The organism is Mitsuaria sp. BK037, from assembly GCF_014193045.1.
Taxonomy (GTDB): Bacteria; Pseudomonadota; Gammaproteobacteria; order Burkholderiales; family Burkholderiaceae_C; genus Roseateles.
The window spans coordinates 1,692,629-1,713,252 of record NZ_JACHYS010000001.1 but is presented as its reverse complement, the minus strand read 5'-3'; the positions used below and the strand labels follow the sequence as shown (position 1 = coordinate 1,713,252).

Annotated in this window: 20 protein-coding genes; 9 read left to right on the top strand and 11 right to left on the bottom strand. The window is 71.8% G+C overall.

Features of this window, described 5'->3' with window-relative positions; all coding sequences use genetic code 11:
* Positions 1 to 22 precede the first annotated feature (22 nt).
* The 4 genes from FHT37_RS07040 to FHT37_RS07025 form a co-directional block, all read right to left on the bottom strand.
* A complete protein-coding gene (locus tag FHT37_RS07040) occupies positions 23 to 994 on the bottom strand; it encodes an NAD(P)-dependent oxidoreductase (RefSeq protein ID WP_183479762.1) in 972 nt (323 codons plus the stop codon).
* Between the two features lies 1 nt (position 995).
* Entirely contained in the window at positions 996 to 2,033 is a 1,038-nt protein-coding gene (locus FHT37_RS07035) for a tripartite tricarboxylate transporter substrate binding protein (protein WP_183479760.1), read from the bottom strand.
* Positions 2,034 to 2,188: 155 nt separating this feature from the next.
* Positions 2,189 to 2,872, bottom strand: coding sequence for a 4-carboxy-4-hydroxy-2-oxoadipate aldolase/oxaloacetate decarboxylase (ligK, locus tag FHT37_RS07030; RefSeq protein ID WP_183479758.1), 684 nt, complete (start codon positions 2,870 to 2,872; stop codon positions 2,189 to 2,191).
* A 50-nt stretch (positions 2,873 to 2,922) separates the two neighbouring features.
* On the bottom strand, positions 2,923 to 3,618 hold the full coding sequence (locus FHT37_RS07025) for a substrate-binding domain-containing protein (RefSeq protein ID WP_310739722.1): 696 nt from the start codon (positions 3,616 to 3,618) through the stop codon (positions 2,923 to 2,925).
* Positions 3,619 to 3,782: 164 nt separating this feature from the next.
* Between FHT37_RS07025 and FHT37_RS07020 the strand changes: the two genes are divergently transcribed.
* The gene (locus FHT37_RS07020) at positions 3,783 to 4,694 is read left to right on the top strand and encodes a LysR family transcriptional regulator (protein WP_091724745.1); all 912 of its coding nucleotides are present in this window, start codon (positions 3,783 to 3,785) and stop codon (positions 4,692 to 4,694) included.
* A 27-nt stretch (positions 4,695 to 4,721) separates the two neighbouring features.
* Here the strand turns inward: FHT37_RS07020 and FHT37_RS07015 are convergent, their stop codons facing one another.
* Positions 4,722 to 5,072 carry a DUF1778 domain-containing protein gene (locus FHT37_RS07015; RefSeq protein WP_183479757.1) on the bottom strand — a complete coding sequence of 117 codons (351 nt, stop codon included), beginning with the start codon at positions 5,070 to 5,072 and terminating at the stop codon, positions 4,722 to 4,724.
* A gap of 323 nt (positions 5,073 to 5,395) precedes the next feature.
* Here FHT37_RS07015 and FHT37_RS07010 point away from each other — a divergent pair, with 323 nt between their 5' ends.
* On the top strand, positions 5,396 to 5,551 hold the full coding sequence (locus FHT37_RS07010; protein ID WP_091725332.1) for a DUF3309 family protein: 156 nt from the start codon (positions 5,396 to 5,398) through the stop codon (positions 5,549 to 5,551).
* An 81-nt stretch (positions 5,552 to 5,632) separates the two neighbouring features.
* Here FHT37_RS07010 and FHT37_RS07005 read toward each other — a convergent pair whose 3' ends face one another.
* Together FHT37_RS07005 and FHT37_RS07000 are read right to left on the bottom strand one after the other, a co-directional pair.
* Entirely contained in the window at positions 5,633 to 6,952 is a 1,320-nt protein-coding gene (locus tag FHT37_RS07005) for a 3-oxoacyl-ACP reductase (protein ID WP_183479754.1), read from the bottom strand.
* Entirely contained in the window at positions 6,949 to 7,800 is an 852-nt protein-coding gene (locus FHT37_RS07000; protein ID WP_221210972.1) for an ATP-binding protein, read from the bottom strand. Before FHT37_RS07000 ends, FHT37_RS07005 begins: the two co-directional genes overlap by 4 nt.
* Before the next feature lie 191 nt (positions 7,801 to 7,991).
* Between FHT37_RS07000 and FHT37_RS06995 the strand changes: the two genes are divergently transcribed.
* On the top strand, positions 7,992 to 8,438 hold the full coding sequence (locus tag FHT37_RS06995) for a DUF4148 domain-containing protein (protein WP_175538280.1): 447 nt from the start codon (positions 7,992 to 7,994) through the stop codon (positions 8,436 to 8,438).
* Between the two features lie 190 nt (positions 8,439 to 8,628).
* Here FHT37_RS06995 and FHT37_RS06990 read toward each other — a convergent pair whose 3' ends face one another.
* A complete protein-coding gene (locus tag FHT37_RS06990; protein WP_183479750.1) occupies positions 8,629 to 9,681 on the bottom strand; it encodes an alpha/beta fold hydrolase in 1,053 nt (350 codons plus the stop codon).
* Between the two features lie 256 nt (positions 9,682 to 9,937).
* Here FHT37_RS06990 and FHT37_RS06985 point away from each other — a divergent pair, with 256 nt between their 5' ends.
* The 6 genes from FHT37_RS06985 to FHT37_RS06960 all read left to right on the top strand — a co-directional run bounded on the left by FHT37_RS06985 (position 9,938) and on the right by FHT37_RS06960 (position 17,743).
* Positions 9,938 to 11,047, top strand: coding sequence for a beta family protein (locus FHT37_RS06985; protein ID WP_183479748.1), 1,110 nt, complete (start codon positions 9,938 to 9,940; stop codon positions 11,045 to 11,047).
* Entirely contained in the window at positions 11,017 to 11,397 is a 381-nt protein-coding gene (locus FHT37_RS06980; protein WP_183479746.1) for a DUF2946 family protein, read from the top strand. Before FHT37_RS06985 ends, FHT37_RS06980 begins: the two co-directional genes overlap by 31 nt.
* Positions 11,398 to 11,532: 135 nt before the next feature.
* Positions 11,533 to 12,837 carry a TolC family protein gene (locus tag FHT37_RS06975; protein ID WP_183479744.1) on the top strand — a complete coding sequence of 435 codons (1,305 nt, stop codon included), beginning with the start codon at positions 11,533 to 11,535 and terminating at the stop codon, positions 12,835 to 12,837.
* Between the two features lie 8 nt (positions 12,838 to 12,845).
* On the top strand, positions 12,846 to 14,132 hold the full coding sequence (locus FHT37_RS06970; protein ID WP_183479742.1) for an efflux RND transporter periplasmic adaptor subunit: 1,287 nt from the start codon (positions 12,846 to 12,848) through the stop codon (positions 14,130 to 14,132).
* A 10-nt stretch (positions 14,133 to 14,142) separates the two neighbouring features.
* Positions 14,143 to 17,331 (top strand): efflux RND transporter permease subunit, encoded by a 3,189-nt coding sequence (locus FHT37_RS06965; RefSeq protein WP_183479740.1) that lies wholly within the window; start codon positions 14,143 to 14,145, stop codon positions 17,329 to 17,331.
* Between the two features lie 184 nt (positions 17,332 to 17,515).
* Entirely contained in the window at positions 17,516 to 17,743 is a 228-nt protein-coding gene (locus FHT37_RS06960; protein ID WP_221210971.1) for a hypothetical protein, read from the top strand.
* Positions 17,744 to 17,800: 57 nt separating this feature from the next.
* Here FHT37_RS06960 and FHT37_RS06955 read toward each other — a convergent pair whose 3' ends face one another.
* From FHT37_RS06955 to FHT37_RS06945, 3 genes are read right to left on the bottom strand one after another with little or no spacing between them, the layout of a single operon-like run.
* Entirely contained in the window at positions 17,801 to 18,856 is a 1,056-nt protein-coding gene (locus FHT37_RS06955) for an aldose epimerase family protein (protein WP_183479736.1), read from the bottom strand.
* The gene (locus FHT37_RS06950) at positions 18,853 to 19,827 is read right to left on the bottom strand and encodes an SMP-30/gluconolactonase/LRE family protein (RefSeq protein ID WP_183479734.1); all 975 of its coding nucleotides are present in this window, start codon (positions 19,825 to 19,827) and stop codon (positions 18,853 to 18,855) included. Before FHT37_RS06950 ends, FHT37_RS06955 begins: the two co-directional genes overlap by 4 nt.
* Positions 19,824 to 20,576 carry an SDR family NAD(P)-dependent oxidoreductase gene (locus tag FHT37_RS06945; protein ID WP_183479732.1) on the bottom strand — a complete coding sequence of 251 codons (753 nt, stop codon included), beginning with the start codon at positions 20,574 to 20,576 and terminating at the stop codon, positions 19,824 to 19,826. The genes FHT37_RS06950 and FHT37_RS06945 overlap by 4 nt, the downstream gene beginning before the upstream one ends.
* Positions 20,577 to 20,624: the final 48 nt, after the last annotated feature.

Below are 20,624 nucleotides of genomic sequence, written 5' to 3'. Positions count from 1 at the left end.
GGCCGGTGGCGAGGTGCAGCGCTCAGCCGTGCGGCGGCAACCGGGGCTTGGCCAGGTGCGCCAGCAGCCGGTCGGCCTCGGTGCGCCAGTCGGGGCTGCGGCCGAAGGCCGCATCGCCGCGCTGGCCGAAGAGGCCGTCCTCGGCCAGGTCGGCCATCCAGGCCTGGCGCTCGGCGGTGCCTTCGGCGCTCCAGGGCGTGAGCCCGGCGTCGCGGACGGTCTCCGCGACCTCGCGCACCTCCTCGCTGCGGCGCCGGCCGTGCTGGATCACGCGCTGGAAGAAATACGCGGCCTGCTTCTCCCACTCGATGCCGGGGAAGGTCTCCTTCAGCGAGGCCAGCACCGCGTCCTCGACGCCGTAATGGCGGGCGGCCGTGAGGCTCTCGATGACCATGGCCTCCAGGCCCTTGATCATGACGCTGCGGCACATCTTGGTCGCGCTGACGATGCCGAGCTCCGCGCTGCCCACGCTGGCGGCGAAGCCCAGCCGCGCCAGCAGCGGCGCGATCGCGTCCGCATGCGGGCCTCCCAGCAGCAGCGGGACCTTGATCCGGTAGGGCGGCACGCTGGTCATCACCGCGCCCTCGACATAACGGCCACCGGCCGCCTGCACCGCCTCGGCCGCCTCGCGCTTGGCCTTGGGCGAGGCCGAGTTGAAGTCCAGCACGAAGGTGCCGGGCCGCAGGCCCGCGGCGGCTGCGCGCGCCGCGTCCAGCGTCTGGCTGGCGGTGACGGCGCTCACGATCAGGTCGGCTGGCGTGGCCACCATCGTCGCCGACGGGCTGAGCCCGACGCCGAACTCCACGGCGTGCTCGCGCATGGTGTCGGCGTCGGCGGACGGTGACTCCAGCTTCAGGTCGTAGGCGTTGACGGCGACGCCGACGGCGCGCAGGTCCTCGGCCAGGATGCGCCCGACCTCGCCGTAACCGACGAGGCCCACGCGCAGTTCGTCCAGCGACGGCGGCTGGCCCTGATCGTTGGCGGCGGTGCTCATGTCAGTCCAGCGAGAGGTTGAAGCGCTTGATCAGCGCGGCGTACTTGGCCGACTCGGCGGCGATGAAGCCCATGTACTGCTCCTTCGTGGTCGGGAAGACGTCGTAGCCGAAGGTGACATAGCGCTCGCGGATGTCGGGCTCGGCCAGCGCAGCCTCGATGTCGCGCTGGATGCGCTCCTGCACCGCCTTGGGCAGCCCGCGCGGCGCGGCGATGGTGGTCCAGCCGGTGGCCTCGTAGCCGGCGGGGCCGCCGGACTCGGCCACGGTGGGGACGTCGGGGAAGGCCGGGTGGCGCTTCGGGCTGGTGATGGCGATGAAGCGGATCTTGCCGGCCCGCTGCAGCGGACCGGCCGTCGCCATCGTGCCCAGGGCGAAGTTGAGCTCGCCGTTGGCCACGGCCGTGTAGAGCATCGACGTCTCCTTGTAGACGACGTGCGTCATCTGCGTCTGGGTCATCGCCTCGAGCTGCGCCGCGCCCAGGTGCACCGGGTTGCCGACCGACCAGGAGCCGTAGTTCAGCGCGCCGGGATGGGCCTTGGCATCGGCCACGATGTCGCCGACGGTCTTGTACTTGCTGTTGGCCGACACGCCGACGAAGAAATAGGCCTTGAACAGCGGCGCGATCGGGTCGAAGTCCTTGACCGGGTCGTAGGGCAGCTTCTTGAACAGGTGCGGATAGATGACCAGGTGGGCGTTGTCCAGCTGGATCAGGTCGTGGCCGTCGGTGGCGCCGCGCTTGAAGGTGTCGATCGCGATGAAGCCGTTGGCGCCGGGCTTGTTCTCGACGATCACCGGCTTGCCCCACTTCTTGGACAGCTTCTCGGCGACGACGCGGGCCACGGTTTCCGGACCGGCACCGGCCGGGAAGGGCGTGAGGATGCGCACCGGCCGGGTCGGCCAGTCGGTGGCGGGCGCGCTGGCCTGCGCCGTGGCGAGGCGGGGCAGGGCCGCGGCGAACAGCGCGGCGGCGGCCAGGGCCAGGACTTGCCCGCTGCGGGCGAGGGCGGTGCGGCGGGCGCGAAGGCGGAGTGCGGTCATCGTCGTTGTCTCCAGGGGCGTCGATCGTCGGCCTCTGCGGGGCGGGCCGTTCGGGGGAGGGGGACTGCGTTGGGGACTGCGGGGGACTTCAGAGGGACTTCAGGGCGACTTCAGGGGAACTGCGGGAACCAGGGACGGCGGGCGGACTGGCCGGATCAGTCGATGTAGCGCAGGCCGGCCTTGGCCAGCGGCTCGCGCATCTTGTACAGGTCCAGTCCGAGCACGCCGGCGGCGAACTGGTCGCGCTTGGCGCCCTCGTTGGCCTCGCGGGCGGCGGCGGCGTCCAGCGTCTTGGACGCCATCGCGGCGGGGACGCAGACGATGCCGTCGTCGTCCGCGACGATCACGTCGCCGGGATGGACCAGCGCGCCGGCGCACACGACCGGGATGTTGACCGAGCCGGGCGTCGCCTTGATCGTGCCCTTGGCCGAGATGCACCGGCTCCAGACCGGGAAGCCCATCTCGTTGAGCGTGCGCACGTCGCGGACGCCGGCGTCGATGACCAGCGCGCGAGCGCCGCGCGCCTTGAAGGAGGTGGCGAGCAGGTCGCCGAAGTAGCCGTCGCTGCACTCGGCGGTGACGGCGGCGACGACGATGTCGCCCTCGCGGATCTGCTCGGCGGCGACATGCAGCATCCAGTTGTCGCCGGGCTGCAGCAGCACGGTGACGGCGGTGCCCGACACCGACACGCCGGTCTGGATCGGCCGCATGTAGGGCTTGAGCAGACCGACCCGGCCGAGCGCCTCATGGACCGTCGCGGCGCCGAAGTGGCCGAGCGCGTCGGCGGCCGTGCGGTCGGCGCGGGTGATGTTGCGGTAGACGACGCCGAGTTCGTACATGGCGGATTCCTGGTGGGCGGTGGACGGTGGGCGGTAGAAGGGGGCTCGCTTCAGGCCGCCGGCGTGGCCAGCCCGAGTCGACGGCGCAGCGCGTCGTGGTGGGCCGAGGCAAAGTCGTCGACGACCCGCTGCGCGGTGGCGGGTTCGCCGCTGTTGGCGGCGACGGCGGCGGTGAAGCGGGTGACGATCTCCAGGCCGGGCGGCATCGGGCCCAGCAGCGTCACGCCGGGATGGCCTTGCAGCTCGCTGAGCTGCTGGAAACCCAGGTCGACGTCGCCACCGGCGACCATCGTCGCGACGGGGACGCCCGCGGGCGACTGGCGCAGGCGCGCGGCCAGCGCGTCCTTCAGGCCCCAGTCCGCCAGCAGGGCCAGCAAGGCCTGGCCGCTGGGGCCGGTCGAGTAGCCGATGGCGCGCGCGTCCAGCAGCGCCTGGCGCAGCGCGCCGGCGCTGTCGACGGCGGGCCGTGCCTGTCCCTCGGGTGCGGCGACGTACATCGGCGAATCCGCGATCGGCCGCAGCGAGCCCGCTCGCAGGCGACCGGCGGCCGCCAAGCGCGCCATCGCGTCGGCGGCCAGGACGACGAGGTCGACCGCCTCGCCGGCCTCGACGCGACGCGCGGCATCGAGGCCGCCGATCGACTCGAAGCGGATCTCCAGGCCGTGCGCGGCGGTGTAGGCGGCGGACAGCTCGGCCAGCAGCACGCGGGTGGCCATCGAGGAAATGCCGGCGAGGGGGGCGATCACGTAGGTGGTTCCGTTGGAGGTCGAGGTCGGAGGGGCGGGGAGGGATTGCGGCGGATTCTGGTCCGGCCGGGCCAGACGATCCAGTTCTAGCTTCCACTAGCTGATATTCCGATCGGGCATGGACCGGATGGTCCGGCCATGCCGGATCGTGAGAGCATCGCCGCATGAACCTGACCCAGCTGGAAACCTTCGTCCATGTCGCCGAACACGGCAGCTTCAGCAAGGCCGCGATGGTGCTTGGCGTGGCGCAGCCGGCCCTGAGCCGGCAGGTGCGGGCGCTGGAGACGGAGTTGCACGAGACCCTGCTGCTGCGCAACGGGCGCGGCGTGGCGCTGACCGAGGCGGGGCGGCGGCTGCTGCAGCACGGGCAGGACATCCTCAACCTGGTGAGCCACGCGAAGGACGACCTGCGCTCGCGCCGCAGCGAGCCGGTGGGGCAGATCACGATCGCGATGCCGCCGACGCTGGCGCGCTTGCACACGCTGGCGCTGATCCGGGCGTTCCAGGCGGAGATGCCGCAGGCGCGGCTGACGATCATGGAGGGTTTCTCGGTGCACCTGACCGAGTGGCTGCTGACCGGGCGCACCGACCTGGCGCTGGTCTACAACCCGGAGCCGCTGCCGGCGCTGGAGATCCTGCCGCTGCGCCGCGAGCGGCTGTGCCTGGTGAGCCCCAAGGACCAGGCGCCGGCGCGGCCGCCGACGCTGTCGCAGCTGTCCCGCTATCCGCTGGTGATGCCGCAGCGGGGGCATATCTTCCGCGCGCTGATGGAGCAGGCGGCGGCGATGGCGGGCGTGCAGCTGGACGTGCGCTGGGAAGTGGCCAGCGTGCCGGCGATCCTGGACTGCGTCGCGGCGGGCATCGGCCACGCGGCGCTCGGCGAGGACGCGCTGCAGATCTACGAGCGGCCGGAGCGTCTGGTCACGACGCCGTTCGCGCGGGCGGACATCCAGAGCACGCTCTGCCTGGTCACCCCGACCAGCAAGCGCGCGACGCCGCTGATGCAGCGCACGGCGGCGGTGCTCATGCGCATGGTGGGGGACGGCGCGGGGCCGTTGGGGAAAGAGCGAGCATGAGCATCAGTGGCGGATGGAGTGCATCCGTCAGGTCGCCCATGGCGCTTTCCTGGCCATGAGCCGCTGGAAGCCGGGGTTCTCGTCCAGCGGGCGGTCGAGCAGCGCCTGACAAGCGCTCAGTTGCGCCTCGTCGAGGCCGAACGTGGCCCGGTGCAGCAGCGTCGCTTCGGAAGCATCCAGGATGGCATCCATCAGAAAGGCCTCGCGTGATTTCTCCGCCGCGGCGGCGGCGCGGTCGATCAGTTCGCAGACTTCCGCGGGCAGGCGCAGGCCGATCGTGTCTTCGGCAGGTCGGGGACCTCCCGACTGTCCAAGCGGGGACGGGAATTTTGCGAGCGCCGGAGCGCTCGATCGGGCATCGAAGGGGAGGGTGGTCATGATCAAGTGGCAAGTCAAAGGGCGAGGGGTCGATATGCTGGTGCGCGGAATGCGGATCGGCAAGTCGGCCCGGCAGGGGCGCGACGTGATTGCTGCACTCGATTGATCTGCCTCAATGCACGACGCGACGGCAGTCATGCTCGCGGAAAGCAGGTGCGCTTGACCATCGCTCTGAATGGGCGGGAAGAGAGGGCCCGCCAATGGGGGATCGCGCGGGGGAGCTCGATAGCCGGCGCAGGCACAGCGGTTGCCACGCAAAGGCATCTGCCGGCGGCGCTCCCGGGCGCCGGCCGGGATCGATTCACAAGATGCCGGAGATCCGCATGATCAGCACCATCCTGCTTGTCGTCCTCATCCTGCTCCTGATCGGCGCGCTGCCCGCCTGGCCGCACAGCCGCGGATGGGGCTACTACCCCAGCGGCGGCCTGGGCCTGGTGGTGCTCATCCTGGTCATCCTGCTGCTGATGGGCTACATCTGACCGGTCGGTCAGCGGCCACCGGGGCGCTCACGCCCCGTCAGCGGGCCGGGCGCTCAGGCGCCCGTCCATGGCCTCAAGCGATCACGCGCCTAGCAGCGACTGGCCGCATACGCGCAGCACCTGGCCGGTCAGCGGATGCGCGGCGGGCGAGGCCAGGAAAGCGATCGCTTCGGCCACGTCCGCCGGCGTGCCGCCTTGCTTGAGCGCATTCAGGCGGCGCCCCGCTTCCCTCACCATCAGCGGCATGCGCCGTGTCATCGCGGTCTCGATGAATCCCGGCGCCACGGCGTTGATCGTGCCGGCGCGTTCGGCCAGAGGCGCGGCGCGTGCCGCGACGTAACCGATCAACGCGGCCTTCGACGCGCTGTAGTTGGTCTGCCCGGCGTTGCCGGCGATGCCGCTGATCGACGACAGGCAGACCTCGCGGACGCCCGCGTTCAGCAGGCCCGCTTCGTCCAGGCGCGCATCGATCGCCAGGATCGCCGCGAGGTTCACCGCCATCACGGCGTCCCATTCCGCCGTCGACATCCGCGCCAGCGTGCGGTCGCGGGTGATGCCGGCGTTGTGTACCAGCACGTCGACGCCACCGACCCGGCGCACGGCATCGACCAATTCGTCGACCGTGCCCGCCGCGGTCAGATCCGCGGCCAGTAGCGGGCCGTCGATCTCGCGCGCCACCGCCTCCAGCGGCTGGCGCGCCGCCGGCACGTCGACACACAGCACCCGCAGCCCGTCACGCGCCAGCCGACGCGCGGTGGCGGCGCCGATCCCGCCCGCGGCGCCGGTCACCAGCGCCACCGGCTGCGGCCGGTCAGGCGCGGGCGCCGCCTCCTTGCGCCAGGCGAGCACCTGTCCGGACACGTAGGCCGAGCGGTCCGTCGCGAAGAAGCGCAGCGCGCCCGCCAGCGATTCGGCCGACGCCGCGCCTTCGCCCAGCACCAGCGCATTCGCGGTCGCGCCGCGGCGACCGATCTCCTTGGCCAGCGCGCGGATGAAACCCGACACCGCCTGCAGGCAGGCGGCTTCGGCCGCACTGGCCGCGCCGGACGAGCTCAGCGCGAGCACCCGGCCACCGGGCGCCAGCCGCGAGACGCCGAACTGCGCCTGCATGAACAGCGCCTGCAGCGCGGCGACATCGCGGCAGCCGGTGGCGTCGATGACCAGCGCGCTTGCCGGTGCATCACCCGCCGCCGTGCCGCCTTGCGCGGCGATGGCCGTCAGCAGCGAGGGCATCGGCGCCGCGCTCCCCGGCGCGATCACGCTCAGGAGACGTCCCGCCAGTTCCTGGTCCCGCCAGGCATCGTGGCGCCGCAGGAGCGGCACCGGCTGCGGCAGGCCGAGCGCGCGTGCGACGCGGCGACCCAGGGGATGTTGGACGAAGGAGAGCAGGCGATCGGTCATCGGGGCGAGGCGGGCGGGGAACTCGTCGAGGCGGACGGCGTCGACGCACGCGCGCCGGTGGGGGCCGCCTCGGGCCGGCGCGCAGTGTAGGCGGCCGCGCGCCGGCCCCCGGTCAAGGTGAACCCGATGCGCGTCTCCCCGTCGCCGGACCGCGCGAACGGCGCGCCGCCATGCATGCGCGCGATCGCGTCGACGATGGACAGCCCCAGGCCCAGATGCTCCCCGGACGGCCCGGTGCCGACCGCCTGCGACTCGCGCGAGGACTCCGCCCGATAGAAGCGGTCGAAGAGCCGCGGCAACCGGGCCGCCGGAATCACCGGCCCGAGGTTGGCGACCCACAGCCGGACGACGCCGCCTCGAACCGGCTCGATGCCCACGCGCAGCGCGCTGCCCGGCGTCGCATAGCGGGTCGCGTTGCCGATCAGGTTGGACAGCGCGCGCTTGAGCAGCGCCGCATCGACCTCGGCCGCGCCGTCGCCCTCGATGCGCAGGGACAGTCCGGCTTCGTCGAGCGCGGCATCGTGATAGTCCGCCACCTCGCGCGCCAGCGCCGCCAGGCTGTCGACCGCTTGACGCCGCGCGCGCTGGCCGCCGTAAGCGCGCGACAGGAAAAGCATGTCGCCCACGATGTCCTGCATGCGATGCAGTTCATCCAGATGACCGCCCAGACGATCCGCGACGGCCGGCGGCAGGCCGCCCTCGCGCAAGGTCAGTTCGGTGCCGGCGATCAGCGTCGCCAGCGGCGTGCGCAGTTCATGCGCGACGTTCGCGCTGAAGGCCTCGCGCTGCGCGCAGGAGCGCCGCTGCCGCTCGAGCATCGCGGTCAGCTGGTCGACGCGTTGCCGCATGGCGCGGAGCAGGCCACCCGCGCTGCGCAACGATGACAAAACGGTCATCCGCATGTCCGCCTCGTGTCAGCGCGGGCTGCGTAGAGTCGATCCCAAGGCGTTTGAAAAGCGCGCCGACGCAGCGAGATCCGCTCCGCGGCAACGCGATGGATCACGCGTGCTGGACCACTTTCAACCGAAGGAGTTTCACCATGCATCACTTCAAGAAACTGTCGATTCCCCTGGGCGCCGCGGCCCTGGCCGCCGCGCTGGCCGTGCCCGCATTCGCCCAGGTGGAGGAAGAGATCGTGTCCGGGCCCAAGTCCCGCGACCAGGTGATCGCGGAGCTGGAGCAGGCCCGCGCGGACGGCACCCTGGCTCAGCTGCAGGGGGAGCACAGCTATGCGCCGGACTTCGATGAAGCCCGCGGCATGGACGTGCAGTATTCGAATCACCAGGCCGATGCCGATGTGACGGTGGGCATGTCGTCGGACACCAGCAGCGAAGTGCGCTTCTCCGCACCAGCTGCGGGTGGCAAGACACGTGCCCAGGTCATGGATGAGCTGGAACAGGCTCGCGCCGACGGGACGCTGGAGCGTCTGTGGAGCGAGCAGGGGTATGCGCCGGAGTTCGAGGCGGCGCGTTCGTCCACTCGCTGATCGCTCCCTCAGATCCCGCACCGGCCGTGACGATCCGCTCGTCGGGTCCGACCGGAACCGTGCTGGCCTGATGGACCGCAGGATGGACTTCGGATGACCCGACCCGTACCGAACGGTCATCCCACTTCGAGCAACGGGGTTCCCGCATGGGAACCCCGCTTTCGTTTTCGCACCGGAAATTCTGAGGCGCTCAGAACCGCCTGACGTCGAGGATGGCTTGCGCGAACGCCTTCGGCGCTTCCTGCGGCAGGTTGTGGCCGATGCCACCGCGCAGGTCGCGGTGCTCGTAACGCCCGCTGAACTTGGGTCGATAGGCCGCGGGCGACGGATGAGGCGCGCCGTTGGCATCGCCCTCCAGCGTGATCGTCGGAATGCCGATCACCGGCGCCGCGCCGATGCGGGCCTCGATCGCATCGAAGCGCGGCTCGCCCTCGGCCAGCCCGAGGCGCCAGCGGTAGTTGTGCACGACGATGTCGACATGGTCCGGGTTGGAGAACGCGGCCGCGCTGCGAGCGAAGGTCGCGTCGTCGAAGCGCCATTGCGGCGAGGCCAGCTGCCAGATCAGCCGCGCGAAGGCCTCGCGGTGTTGCTGGTAGCCCAGGCGGCCGCGCTCGGTCGCGAAGTAGTACTGGTACCACCATTGCAGCTCGGCCGCCGGCGGCAGCGGCTGCTGGTTGACCTGTCGGCTGACCAGCAGGTAGCCGCTGACGGACACCAGCGCCTCGCAGCGCTCCGGCCATAACGCGGCCAGGATGCCCGCCGTGCGCGCGCCCCAATCGCAGCCGGCGACCAGCGCCTTCGGAATGCGCAGCGCGTCCAGCAAGGCGATGGCATCGCTGGCCAGCGCGCCCTGCTGGCCGTTGCGAGGCGTGCCGGCCGACAGGAAGCGCGTCGTGCCGTAACCCCGCGCGTAGGGAACGATCACGCGATGTCCGGCCGCGGCCAGCAGGGGCGCGACCGCCTCGTAGGTATGGACGTCATACGGCCAGCCATGCAGCAGCAGCACCGGCGGGCCGTCGGCGGGGCCCGCTTCGACGTAGCCCACGCGCAGGTCGCCGGCGTCGATCTCCTTCAGGACGCCGAAGGCCGGCGAAACGGCGATCGGGGATCCGCTGGCGCCGGACGCGTCACCTGCGGGCGCGGCGGTGGCGGCCCGGCTCAGGCCGGTCGGGACGGCAACGGCGGTGGCCGCGGAAGCGGCGCTGATCAGGAAGCGGCGGCGGGGCAGGAAGGCCTCGGTCATGTCGGTCTCCAGGGTGTGGTGGCGAAGGCCCCAGTGGACCGGGCGGATGTATCGCCGGCTTGTCGACCTGCCGGCCGGGGTGCATGCCGGTGTCGCCCGGGCGCCAGCAGATACAGCGGCATACAAACGCGTCGTCCGCTGCGATTCCTGACATCGATCAATCCCGCCGCTGGCATGCGAGGCCCCGCGTTCCTAGCCTGCGCGGACCGGGCGCGCGGGGCGTCCGCGACCGGGGCAGGGCCCCAAGGAGGAGTCGATGAAGGACGTGTCGCTGGACGAGGTCGTCTACTTTCCCTCGCTGCGGACGCAGCCGGCGGAACTGCTGGGCCTGCGCGAGCTCGATCGGGCGCGCAAGCGCCGCATGCTGCCCTTGCTTACGCTGACGCCGACGCCGCGGATGCCCGCCCTGGTGGACTTCCGCCATGCCGCCCGGCAGGCCGAAGAGGTGATGCGCTCGCTGCCCTACTTGGTGGACCTCGGCCGTGCGCCGTCCGAGCATGCCGCGGCCTGGCGGCAACTGGTCGATCCGGCGCAGGGTTTCCGGCTCTGGCGCGAGTTCGTCCAGGACCATCCGGGCGCGCTGCCCGTGGTCCAGGCGCCCGACGGTGCCAACCCACGTGCCGTCGCGCAGCAGGCGGTGGACATCGAGCGCGAGTTCGGTCTGGTCGTCTTCCGCCTGCGCGGCGCGGTGCCCTTGACGAGCGGCGTCGAGCTGGCGCTGGACCAGCTCGACGCGCCCGGGCGGGCGCTGGTCGTCCTGGACTTCGGGACCGAGCGGGACTGGCTGCTGGGCTGCGCGGGCAACGCGCGTGACCTGGTGCTGCGCTGGCGCGCCAGATGGCCTGAGTTGCGCGTCGTGGTGATGGGCAACAGCTTTCCGTCCGCGGCGCAGGCCGTGGGCCGCGCGCCGACCGGCGAGTTCCCGCGTTCGGGGCGCCTGGCCCTGCTCGAGCGGGAATTGCATCGACGGGTGGGCGCCTCGGCGCGGGTCGCTTATGGCGACCATGGGGCGGTCCACGTGCCGAGCGAGCCTGGCGCCGAGTGGCCGCCGGGCCTGGTGCGGATCGATTACTCGCGGCAGGGTGAATGGCGTTTCGAACGACGACTGCGATCGACCGTCGACGAGGCCAGCCAGGAGGCGGCGTCGGCGATCGTCTCGGGCGCGCCGGGCTTCGGGGAACGCGGCCTCTGGGGCGAGCACGCGATCCAGGAGGCCGCGAACGGCCGGGCCTTCGCGCGCGGCCGGGAGGAGTGGACCGCCGTGCGTGTCAACCTGCATCTGGCGACGCAGGTCGACGAGATGATCGAGGAAGCGGCCGCCTATACTCGCGCCCCATGCGCCGCTGGTTCGCCGTCTTCCTGCTGATCCTGGTGCCGCTCCAGCTGAGCTGGGCGGTGGCGGCGACCTATTGCGGGCATGAGGAAGATCCCGCCGCCCGTCATGTCGGGCATCACGAGCATCGTCATGAGGGCGAGCATCGGTCTGGCTCCTCGCCGGAGGCCCCATCCGCCGACGCCGCCAAGGCCACCCATCTGCCGACGCCCTGCGTTGACGACGACTGCGGCTTCTGCCATCTGGGGCACACCCAGCCGGTGGCGAGCACGCCGCTCGAGCTGCCCGCGGTGAACGGGCCGATCGCTCGCGCCGCCGCGCCCGAGTCCTGGTCCTCACGCGGCCCCGACCGCCGCGAACGCCCCAATTGGCGCACCGCCTGAGCGGCGGGCGCCTCCCCCTTCCCTGATCCTCGACCGCCTCGGCCTGGCCGAGGCCTCAGGCGCTCGCCGATTCCCCGTTGATCCCTTTCCTGCCCGCCGCTCCACGCGGCGGCGGGCGCAACGCCGGAGTCTCCGATGCGCAAGTTCCTGGTGCCGCTGTGCAGCGCGGCACTGCTGTCCCTTCTTCCCCTGGCGAGCCGGGCCTCGTCCGGTCCGGCCACCGCCGGGCCTTCGTCCGATGCCGGATCTCCACCCCCAGCCGCCTCGCCGCGGCCCGACACGCCGCAGCCGCTCTCGCTGGAGGCCGCCATCGAGCGCACCCTGGGCGCGCACCCGCGGCTGCGCGCGGCCGCCTTCGACGTCGAGGCCGCCGACGGCGCGGTGCGGCAGGCGGCCTTGCCGCCCAATCCCACGCTGAGCCTCGAGCAGGAGGACACCCGGCGCGAGACCCGCACCGTCACCGTCCTGCTGAGCCAGCCGCTGGAGATCGGTGGCCAGCGCGCCGCCCGGACCGAATGGGCCCGGCGCGGTCGCGACCTGGCGCAGGCGGAACTCGACGCCGTGCGCGCCGAGCTGCGCGCCGAGGTGGTCCAGGCCTTCTTCGCTGCCTTGCTGGCGCAGGAGCGCCTGCAGAGCGCCGAGGAGTCGCTGCGCATCGCGGGCGACGGCGCCGGCGCGACCGCGCGCCGCGTCGCGGCCGGCAAGTTGTCGCCGATCGACGAGACCCGCGCCCGGGTCGCGGTGTCGACGGCGCGGATCGAATGGCGCCAGGCGCAGGCCGAGCAGCTCGCTTCGCGGCATGCGCTGGCGGCCGCCATCGGCGTGGAGGAATCCACGATCGGCGCGCTCGACGGTCGCGCGGACGCGCTGCCGCCGTTGCCCGATGCGGCCGAGGTCGGCCGGCGGCTGGCCGATGCGCCGGCGCTTCGCCGGGCTCGGCTGGACGTCGAGCAGGCCCAGGCCGCCTATGACCTGGCGCGCACCCAGCGCATCCCCGACCTGACGGTGAGCCTGGGCGCGAAGCGCTCGCAGGAGATCGGCCGCAGCCAGGCCGTCATCGGCGTGTCGCTGCCGCTGCCGCTGTTCGATCGCAACCAGGGCGCGCAACGCGAGGCTCACAAGCGCCGGCAGGCGGCCGAGCAGCGCGCCGAGGCGGAATCGCAGCGCCTGCGGGCCGAGGTGCTGGCCGCCGCCGACGAATTGAGGGCCCGGGCCGACGAGGTCGAGGCGCTGCGCCGCGAAGTGCTGCCCGGCGCGCGCGAGGCCTACACCGCCGCGAGCCGCGGCTTCGAGCTCGGCAAGTTCGGCTTCCTGGACGTGCTCGACGCGCAGCGCACTTGGCTGCAGGCGCGGACGCAGCTCCTGGACGCGCTGGTCAAGGCCTACCGCGCCCAGGCTGAACTCGACCGGCGCCTCGGCGCCCCCGCCCAGCAACCGTGAGAACGACGATGAATTTCAACAAGCAAGACGACAAGACCGCCTCGGGCCACGCGCTGCCGAAGCGGCAACGGATCGCGATCGCGGTGCTGCTGGCCATCGGCCTGGGCGGCGGCGCCGCGATCCTGGCCTCGGGGCCTGCTTCCTCGCCCAAGGGCCACGGCGAGCACGCCGAGGACGGACACGATGACCACGGGCATGACGAGGCGCCGGGTGCGCGGCCGGCTGCGGCGAAGGATGAGCACGGGCATGCGGGCTCGGCCGCAGCGCCCGAGACCGTCGCCATGAGCGAGGCGCAGGTCCAGGCCGCCGCGATCGCGCTCGAGGCCGCCGGACCGGCGACCCTGCGCGCGACCACCCGCCTGCCGGGCGAGATCGGCTTCAACGAGGACCGCACCGCGCATGTGGTGCCGCGCGTGGCCGGGGTCGTCGAGGCGGTGCCGGCGGCGCTCGGCCAGGCGGTGCGCAAGGGCGAGCTGCTGGCGGTCATCGCCAGCGCGCAGGTGTCGGACCAGCGCAGCGAGTGGCTCGCCGCGCAGAAGCGGCTGCAGCTGGCGCGCACGACCTTCGAGCGCGAACGCCAGCTGTGGGAGGAGAAGATCTCGCCCCGCCAGGACGTCGACGTGGCCGAGCAGGCGCTGCGCGAGGCGGAGATCGCGGTCGCCAACGCGCGCCAGAAGCTGCAGGCCGTGGGCGCGTCGCCGACCGGCGGCGCGCTCAACCGCTTCGAATTGCGCGCGCCTTTCGATGGCGTCGTCGTCGAGAAGCATCTCGCGCTGGGCGAGCAGGTCAAGGAGGACGCCAGCGCCTTCGTGCTGTCGGACCTGCGCACCGTCTGGGCGCGGATCGACGTGCCCGCCGCCGACCTGGCCAAGGTGCGTGTGGGCGCGCGCGCCGTGGTGCGCGCCACCGCCTTCGAGCAGTCGGCGCCGGGCTCCGTCACCTACGTCGGCGCGCTGATCGGCGGACAGACCCGCACGGCGCAGGCGCGGATCGCCTTGTCGAACCCGGACGGCGCCTGGCGACCCGGCCTGTTCGTCGACGTGGACCTGGTGACCGGCGAAACGTCGGCGCCGGTCACCGTGCCGGCGGAGGCGGTGCAGGTCGTCGAGGACCGGCCGGTCGTCTTCGTGCGGGTGGCCGAGGGCTTCGCCGCGCAGCCGGTGAAGACCGGTCGCGCCGACGGGCAACGCATCGAGGTCCTCGAGGGCCTGAAGCCCGGCACACGGGTCGCGACGCGCAATGCCTTCGTCATCAAGTCCGAGGCCGGCAAAGGCTCGGCGACCCATTCGCACTGACGGAGGCGGCATGTTCGAACGCATCATCCGATTCGCCATCGAGCACCGCTGGCTGGTGCTGCTGGCCGTGCTGGGCATGGCGGCGCTGGGGGTCTTCAGCTACCAGAAGCTGCCGATCGACGCCGTGCCCGACATCACCAACGTCCAGGTGCAGATCAACACCGGCGCACCGGGCTATTCGCCGCTGGAGACCGAGCAGCGCGTGACCTTCCCGGTGGAGACCGCGATGGCCGGGCTGCCGGGGCTGAAGCAGACCCGCTCGCTGTCCCGCTACGGGCTGTCGCAGGTCACGGTGATCTTCCGCGACGGCACCGACATTCATTTCGCGCGGCAGCTGGTCAACGAGCGGCTGCAGGCCGCGCGCGAGCAACTGCCCGACGGCCTGACGCCGGCGATGGGGCCGGTGTCCACGGGCCTGGGCGAGATCTACCAGTGGACCCTCGAGGCCGAGGAGGGCGCGCGCAAGGCCGACGGCACGCCCTACACGCCGACCGACCTGCGCGAACTGCAGGACTGGGTCGTCAAGCCGCAGCTGCGCACGGTGCCGGGCGTGACCGAGGTCAACACGATCGGCGGCTTCGCGAAGGAGTTCGAGATCGCGCCCGATCCCGGCCGGCTGTCCTCGCACGGGCTGACGCTGGCGGACGTGGTCGCGGCGCTGGAGCGCAACAACGCCAATGTCGGCGCGGGCTACATCGAGCGGCGCGGCGAGCAGTACCTGATCCGCGCCCCCGGCCAGCTGCGCGGCCTGGCCGACATCGGCCAGGTCGTGCTGCGCAGCGACGGCGGCGTGCCGGTGCGGGTGCGCGACGTGGCGCAGGTGGGCATCGGCAAGGAACTGCGTGGCGGCGCCGCGACCGACAACGGCCGCGAGGTGGTGCTGGGCACCGTGTTCATGCTGAGCGGCGAGAACAGCCGCAGCGTCGCGCAGGCGGTGGACCGCAAGATGAAGGCGGTCGCCACCACGCTGCCCAAGGGCGTGCAGGTGGTCACCGTCTACGACCGCACGGTGCTGGTGGACAAGGCCATCGCCACGGTGAGGAAGAACCTGGTCGAAGGCGCGGTGCTGGTGATCGCGGTGCTGTTCCTGTTCCTGGGCAACCTGCGCGCGGCGGTGCTGACGGCGATGGTCATCCCGCTGTCGATGCTGTTCACCTTCAGCGGCATGGTCAGCCAGAAGGTCAGCGCCAACCTGATGAGCCTGGGCGCCCTGGACTTCGGGATCATCGTGGACGGGGCGGTCGTGATCGTCGAGAACTGCGTGCGGCGGCTGGCGCATGCCCAGGCGCGGCTGGGCCGGCCGCTGACCCGCGGCGAGCGCTTCCACGAGGTCTTCGCCGCGGCGCAGGAGGCGCGCCGGCCGCTGCTGTTCGGGCAGTTGATCATCATGGTGGTGTACCTGCCGATCTTCGCGCTCACCGGCGTGGAGGGCCGCATGTTCCATCCGATGGCGGTGACGGTGGTGCTGGCGCTGCTGGGCGCGATGATCCTGTCGATCACCTTCGTGCCGGCCGCGGTGGCGCTGTTCATCGGCGACAAGGTCCAGGAGAAGGAGAGCCGCCTGATGGCCTGGGCGCATCGCGCCTACGAGCCGCTGCTGGGCCGCGCGATGGCGGCGCGGCCGGTGGTCATCACCGGCGCGGTCGTGGCCGTGGTGCTGTCCGCGCTGCTGGCCACGCGGCTGGGCAGCGAGTTCGTGCCCAGCCTGGACGAGGGCGACTTCGCGGTGCAGGCGCTGCGGCTGCCGGGCACCAGCCTGACGCAATCGGTGGCGATGCAGCGGCAGCTGGAGGCGCGGCTCAAGCAGAAGTTCCCGGAGATCGAGCGGGTGTTCTCGCGCACCGGCACGGCCGAGATCGCGGCGGACCCGATGCCGCCCAACATCTCCGATGCCTACGTGATGCTCAAGCCGCGCGACCAGTGGCCCGAGCCCCGGCGCACGCGCGAGGCGCTGATCGAAGCCGTGCAGGCGGAACTGGCCACGCTGCCGGGGCAGAACTACGAGTTCTCGCAACCGATCCAGCTGCGTTTCAACGAGCTGATCTCGGGCGTGCGCTCGGACGTGGCGGTGAAGGTCTTCGGCGACGACATGGCGCAACTGGACGCGGCCGCGGCGCGCATCGCCGCGGTGCTGGGCGGGATCGAGGGCGCGACGCAGGTCAACGTCGAGCAGACGACCGGCCTGCCGGTGCTCACGGTGGACATCGACCGCGAGCAGGTTGCGCGGCACGGGCTGAACCTGCTGGACGTGCAGGAGCTGGTGGCCACGGCCACCGGCGGCGCGATCGCGGGGACGCTGTTCGAGGGCGACCGGCGCTTCCCGGTCGTGGTGCGCCTGCCCGAGGCGCTGCGCACCGACCTGTCGGCGATCGAGCGGCTGCCGGTGCCGCTGCCCAAGGGCGCGGACGGCGCGGTGCGTTTCCTGCCGCTGTCGGCGCTGGCGAAGTTGTCGCTGGCGCCGGGGCCGAACCAGGTCAGCCGCGAGGACGGCAAGCGCCGGGTGGTGGTCAGCGCCAATGTGCGTGGCCGCGACCTCGGTTCCTTCGTCGCGCAGGCGCAGCGGGCGGTGAGCGAGCAGGTGGTGCTGCCGTCCGGCTACTGGCTCGGCTGGGGCGGGCAGTACGAGAACCTGCAGTCCGCCAGCGAGCGGCTGCGCGTGGTGGTGCCGGTGGCGCTGGGGCTGGTCTTCGCCTTGCTGTTCGCGATGTTCGGCAATGCGCGGGACGGCCTGCTGGTGTTCTCGGGCATTCCCTTCGCGCTGACCGGGGGCGTGCTGGCGCTGTGGTTGCGGGGGATCCCGCTGTCGATCTCGGCGGCGGTGGGCTTCATCGCGCTCAGCGGCGTGGCGGTGCTCAACGGACTGGTGATGATCGCCTTCATCCGGCAGTTGCGGGAGCAGGGCCGACCGCTGGACCTGGCGATCCACGAGGGCGCGCTGACGCGCCTGCGGCCGGTGCTGATGACGGCGCTGGTGGCCTCGCTGGGCTTCGTGCCGATGGCGCTGGCCACGGGCACCGGGGCGGAGGTGCAGCGGCCGCTGGCGACGGTGGTGATCGGCGGCATCCTGTCGTCGACGGCGCTGACCTTGCTGGTGCTGCCGGTGCTGTACCGGTGGGCCTACCGGCGCGATGAGCCGGCGCAGGCGCAGGCGCCCGAGCTGCTTGATCAGGGTCCGACGCGGGACCCGGTGGCCTCCTGAGGCGGGCGCTCCGACCCGGGCGTCGGGAGACGACCCGGGTGGCGGCGCGCTGCCCCGCATCGGAGGCAGTGCGCTGCCTTGTCGAAGTCGGCGTGAGGCGATCTCGACACATGAGGGCCATGGCACGCGTTGGGCTGGATTCCTAGAGTGGGCAGCTCAATTTGGAGGCCGCCAGGAGACTCAGGTGCCGATGACCCGCATGGAGATGAATGGCCGGATCCTCGTCCCGAAGGAGATCCGCAAGGCCACGGGCGCGAAGCTGGACACGCGGTTCTTCTGGGAGCTGCAGGAAGACGGGAGCGTGCGCGTGACCGTCAAGGCCGCTCCCGCGGTCGTGGTCGTGGAGCCGTGGCCCAGGCGCGATGAGTCGTCCCACGACGAAAGAGACGACAACCCACCCGCCGCGATCTGATCTGTGTCCTCATCGACGACCGCACCGCGTGCGGTCGTCCGTTTGACAAGCCCCGGCTCAGGCAGCGGCGAAGCGATGCAGTGTCACGCTGCGATAGACCTCGCCGGGTCGCAGGATCGTGGACGGCCAGTCGGGGCTCGCCGGTCGGTTTGGCGAGTCCGGGTGGTGCTGCGTCTCCAGGCAGAGGCCATCTCCCTGCCGATAGAAGGCGCCTTCGCTGCCCAGCAGGCTGCCGTCCAGGAAGTTGCCGGAGTAGAACTGCATCGCCGGCTCGGTGGTCAGGACCTCCATGCTTCGGCCCGAGACGGGATCGCGCAGCCGCGCCGCCAGGTGCAGTCGACCATCGAAGGGCGCGTCCAGCACCCAGTTGTGGTCGTAGCCCTTGCCGCGCTGCAACTGCGGATGCGCTTGGCGCAGCCGCGACTCGATCACCCGCGGTTCACGGAAGTCGAAGGGTGTTCCAGCCACCGTCGCGATCGCGGTCGGAATCAGCGCTTCGTCCACCTCGCAATAGCGGCTGCCGAAGATCTGCAGCTCATGCCCCAGCACCGACCCGCGACCCGCCAGGTTGAAGTAGTCGTGATGCGTCAGGTTGACCACCGTCGGCGCATCGGTCGTGGCTTCGTACTCGATGGCCCAGCCCATTTCGTCATCGAGCCGGTACCGCACCACCGCCCGCAGCCGGCCCGGGAAGCCCTGGTCGCCCGCCGGGCTGTCGAGCTCCAGTCGCAGGCAGCTGTCGCTCTCGGCTTCGGCCCGCCACAGCAGGTGGCCGAATCCGCGCGGGCCGCCGTGCAGGCAGTTGCCGCCGTCGTTGGCCACCAGCGTGTGGCGTTCACCGTCCAGCCGGAAGGTGGCGCCCGCGATTCGGTTGCCATACCGGCCGACGATCACGCCGAAATGCGGATTGCGCAGCACGTAGTCCTCGAGCGTCGGCAGGCCCAGCACGACGTTGGCCGATTCGCCCCGCGCATCCGGCACCTCCAGCCGCGTGACGATGCCGCCATGGGTGATCGCCGACAGCCGCAGGCCGCGCCCGTTGTCCATCGTGAATTCATGCACCGGCCGGCCGTCGGGCAGGTGGCCGTAGACCCGCTGTTGAATCGCTGTCATCGTGTGTTGAACCGGTGAGGAACCTGGCCGCGATGGCCGTGTGGATCGAGCTCGAACAGCGCGCCGGCCAGCGGCTCGTGTTCGCATTGCCGGCGCGCGGTCGTGACGAAGAGCCGGTCCAGCGCCGGCCCGCCGAACACCGGACAGGTCGGCTGCGAGGCCGGCACGGACAGGCGCAGTGTCTCGCGGCCTTGCGCGTCGAAACGGATCACCACGCCATCGCCCCAGATGGCCGACCACAGGCCGCCGTCGGCATCGACCGCCGCGCCGTCCGGCTCGCCGCCGTCCATGGGCAGCTGCGCGAAGACGCGGCGCTCCCCGAGCCGCCCGTCGGCGTGGTAGTCCATCGCCCAGATCGTGCGGGTGGGGGAGTCCGTGTAGTACAGCGTGCCGCCGTCGGGACTGAAGTTCAGCGAGTTGCCGACGATCCCCGGCGGCAGCGGCAAGCGCTCGATGGCCAGACCGCGGCCGATGCCGACGCCCGCCATGGCCGCGCGGTAATAACCGCCCACCACCGCGCCGTGCGGGTTGAACATGCCGAACACGAAACGCCCCTGCGGATCGCAGCGGCCGTCATTGATGCGGGTGCGCGGCTCATCGGCCTCGACCGGCGTCAGCGGTCCGACCTCGCCGGTGGCCAGGTCGAACATCGCCACGCCCGAGGCCAGCCCCAGCAGCAGCTGCCCCGGCTGGTCGCACAGCGCGAAGCTGCCCAGCGGCTCCGGCATCGGCCATTCGGTGATCTCGCCGGCCAGCGCCGGCCCGCCCGCCTCGCGGGTGGCCGAGGCCTCGGCCCGCCAGCGGAAGAGACGCTGGTTGTCGATGTCGGTCCAGTACAGCGCCTGCTCGCGCTCGCACCACAGCGCGCATTCGCCGAGCCGGTCCCGCCCGTTCACATGCACGCGGGCCGCTTCCGCCGCTCCGGCCGCGCCGCGCGGGGCGGCGGCCGTCGATGCCAGCCCGGCGCTCATGCCCAGCCCCCGTCGACGATGTAGTCCTGCGCGCTGCACATCGCGCTGTCGTCCGCCGCCAGGAACAGCGCCATGGCCGCGACATGGTCCGGCATCAGCGGCTGCTTGAGGCACTGGTTGGCGTCGATCTCCTTCTTGGTCTCGTCGTTGACCCAGAGCTTGAGCTGCTTCTCGGTCATCACCCAGCCCGGCACCAGCGTGTTGACGCGGATGTTGAAGGGCCCGAGGTCGCGCGCCAGCGAGCGCGTCAGCCCCTGCACGCCGGCCTTGGAGGTCGTGTACGCCGCCATGCCGCCCTGCATCAGCATCCAGCTGAAGGAACCGAAGTTGATGATCGAGCCGCCGCCCAGCGCCTTCATGTCCGGCGCCACCGCCTGCGCGGCGAAGAACTGGTGCTTGATGTTGACGGCCATCGCCTGGTCCCAGAACTCGGGCGTGACCTCATCGAGCGGATGGCGCTTGTCGTTGGCGGCATTGTTCAGCAGCACCTTGAACGGGCCGCCGAGCTGCTCGCGCAGCGTCGCGATCGCGGCGCGCAGCTGCGCGATGTCGGTCAGGTCGGCCGCGACGAAGGCGCAACCCGGCAGCCGCGCCGCGAGCTCGCGCCCGGCGTCCGCGGCGATGTCGATGAATCCCACCCGCGCGCCCTGGGCGGCGAAGCGCTCGACCAGCGTCGCGCCGATGCCGGTCGCGCCACCGGTGATGAGCACGCGCTGCTCGCGCAGGCTGGGATAGAGGGCGCTGGTCATGGTGTCTCCGTCGTTGTCGGACGCGAGTGTCGCGCCCTTGTGGGTGTG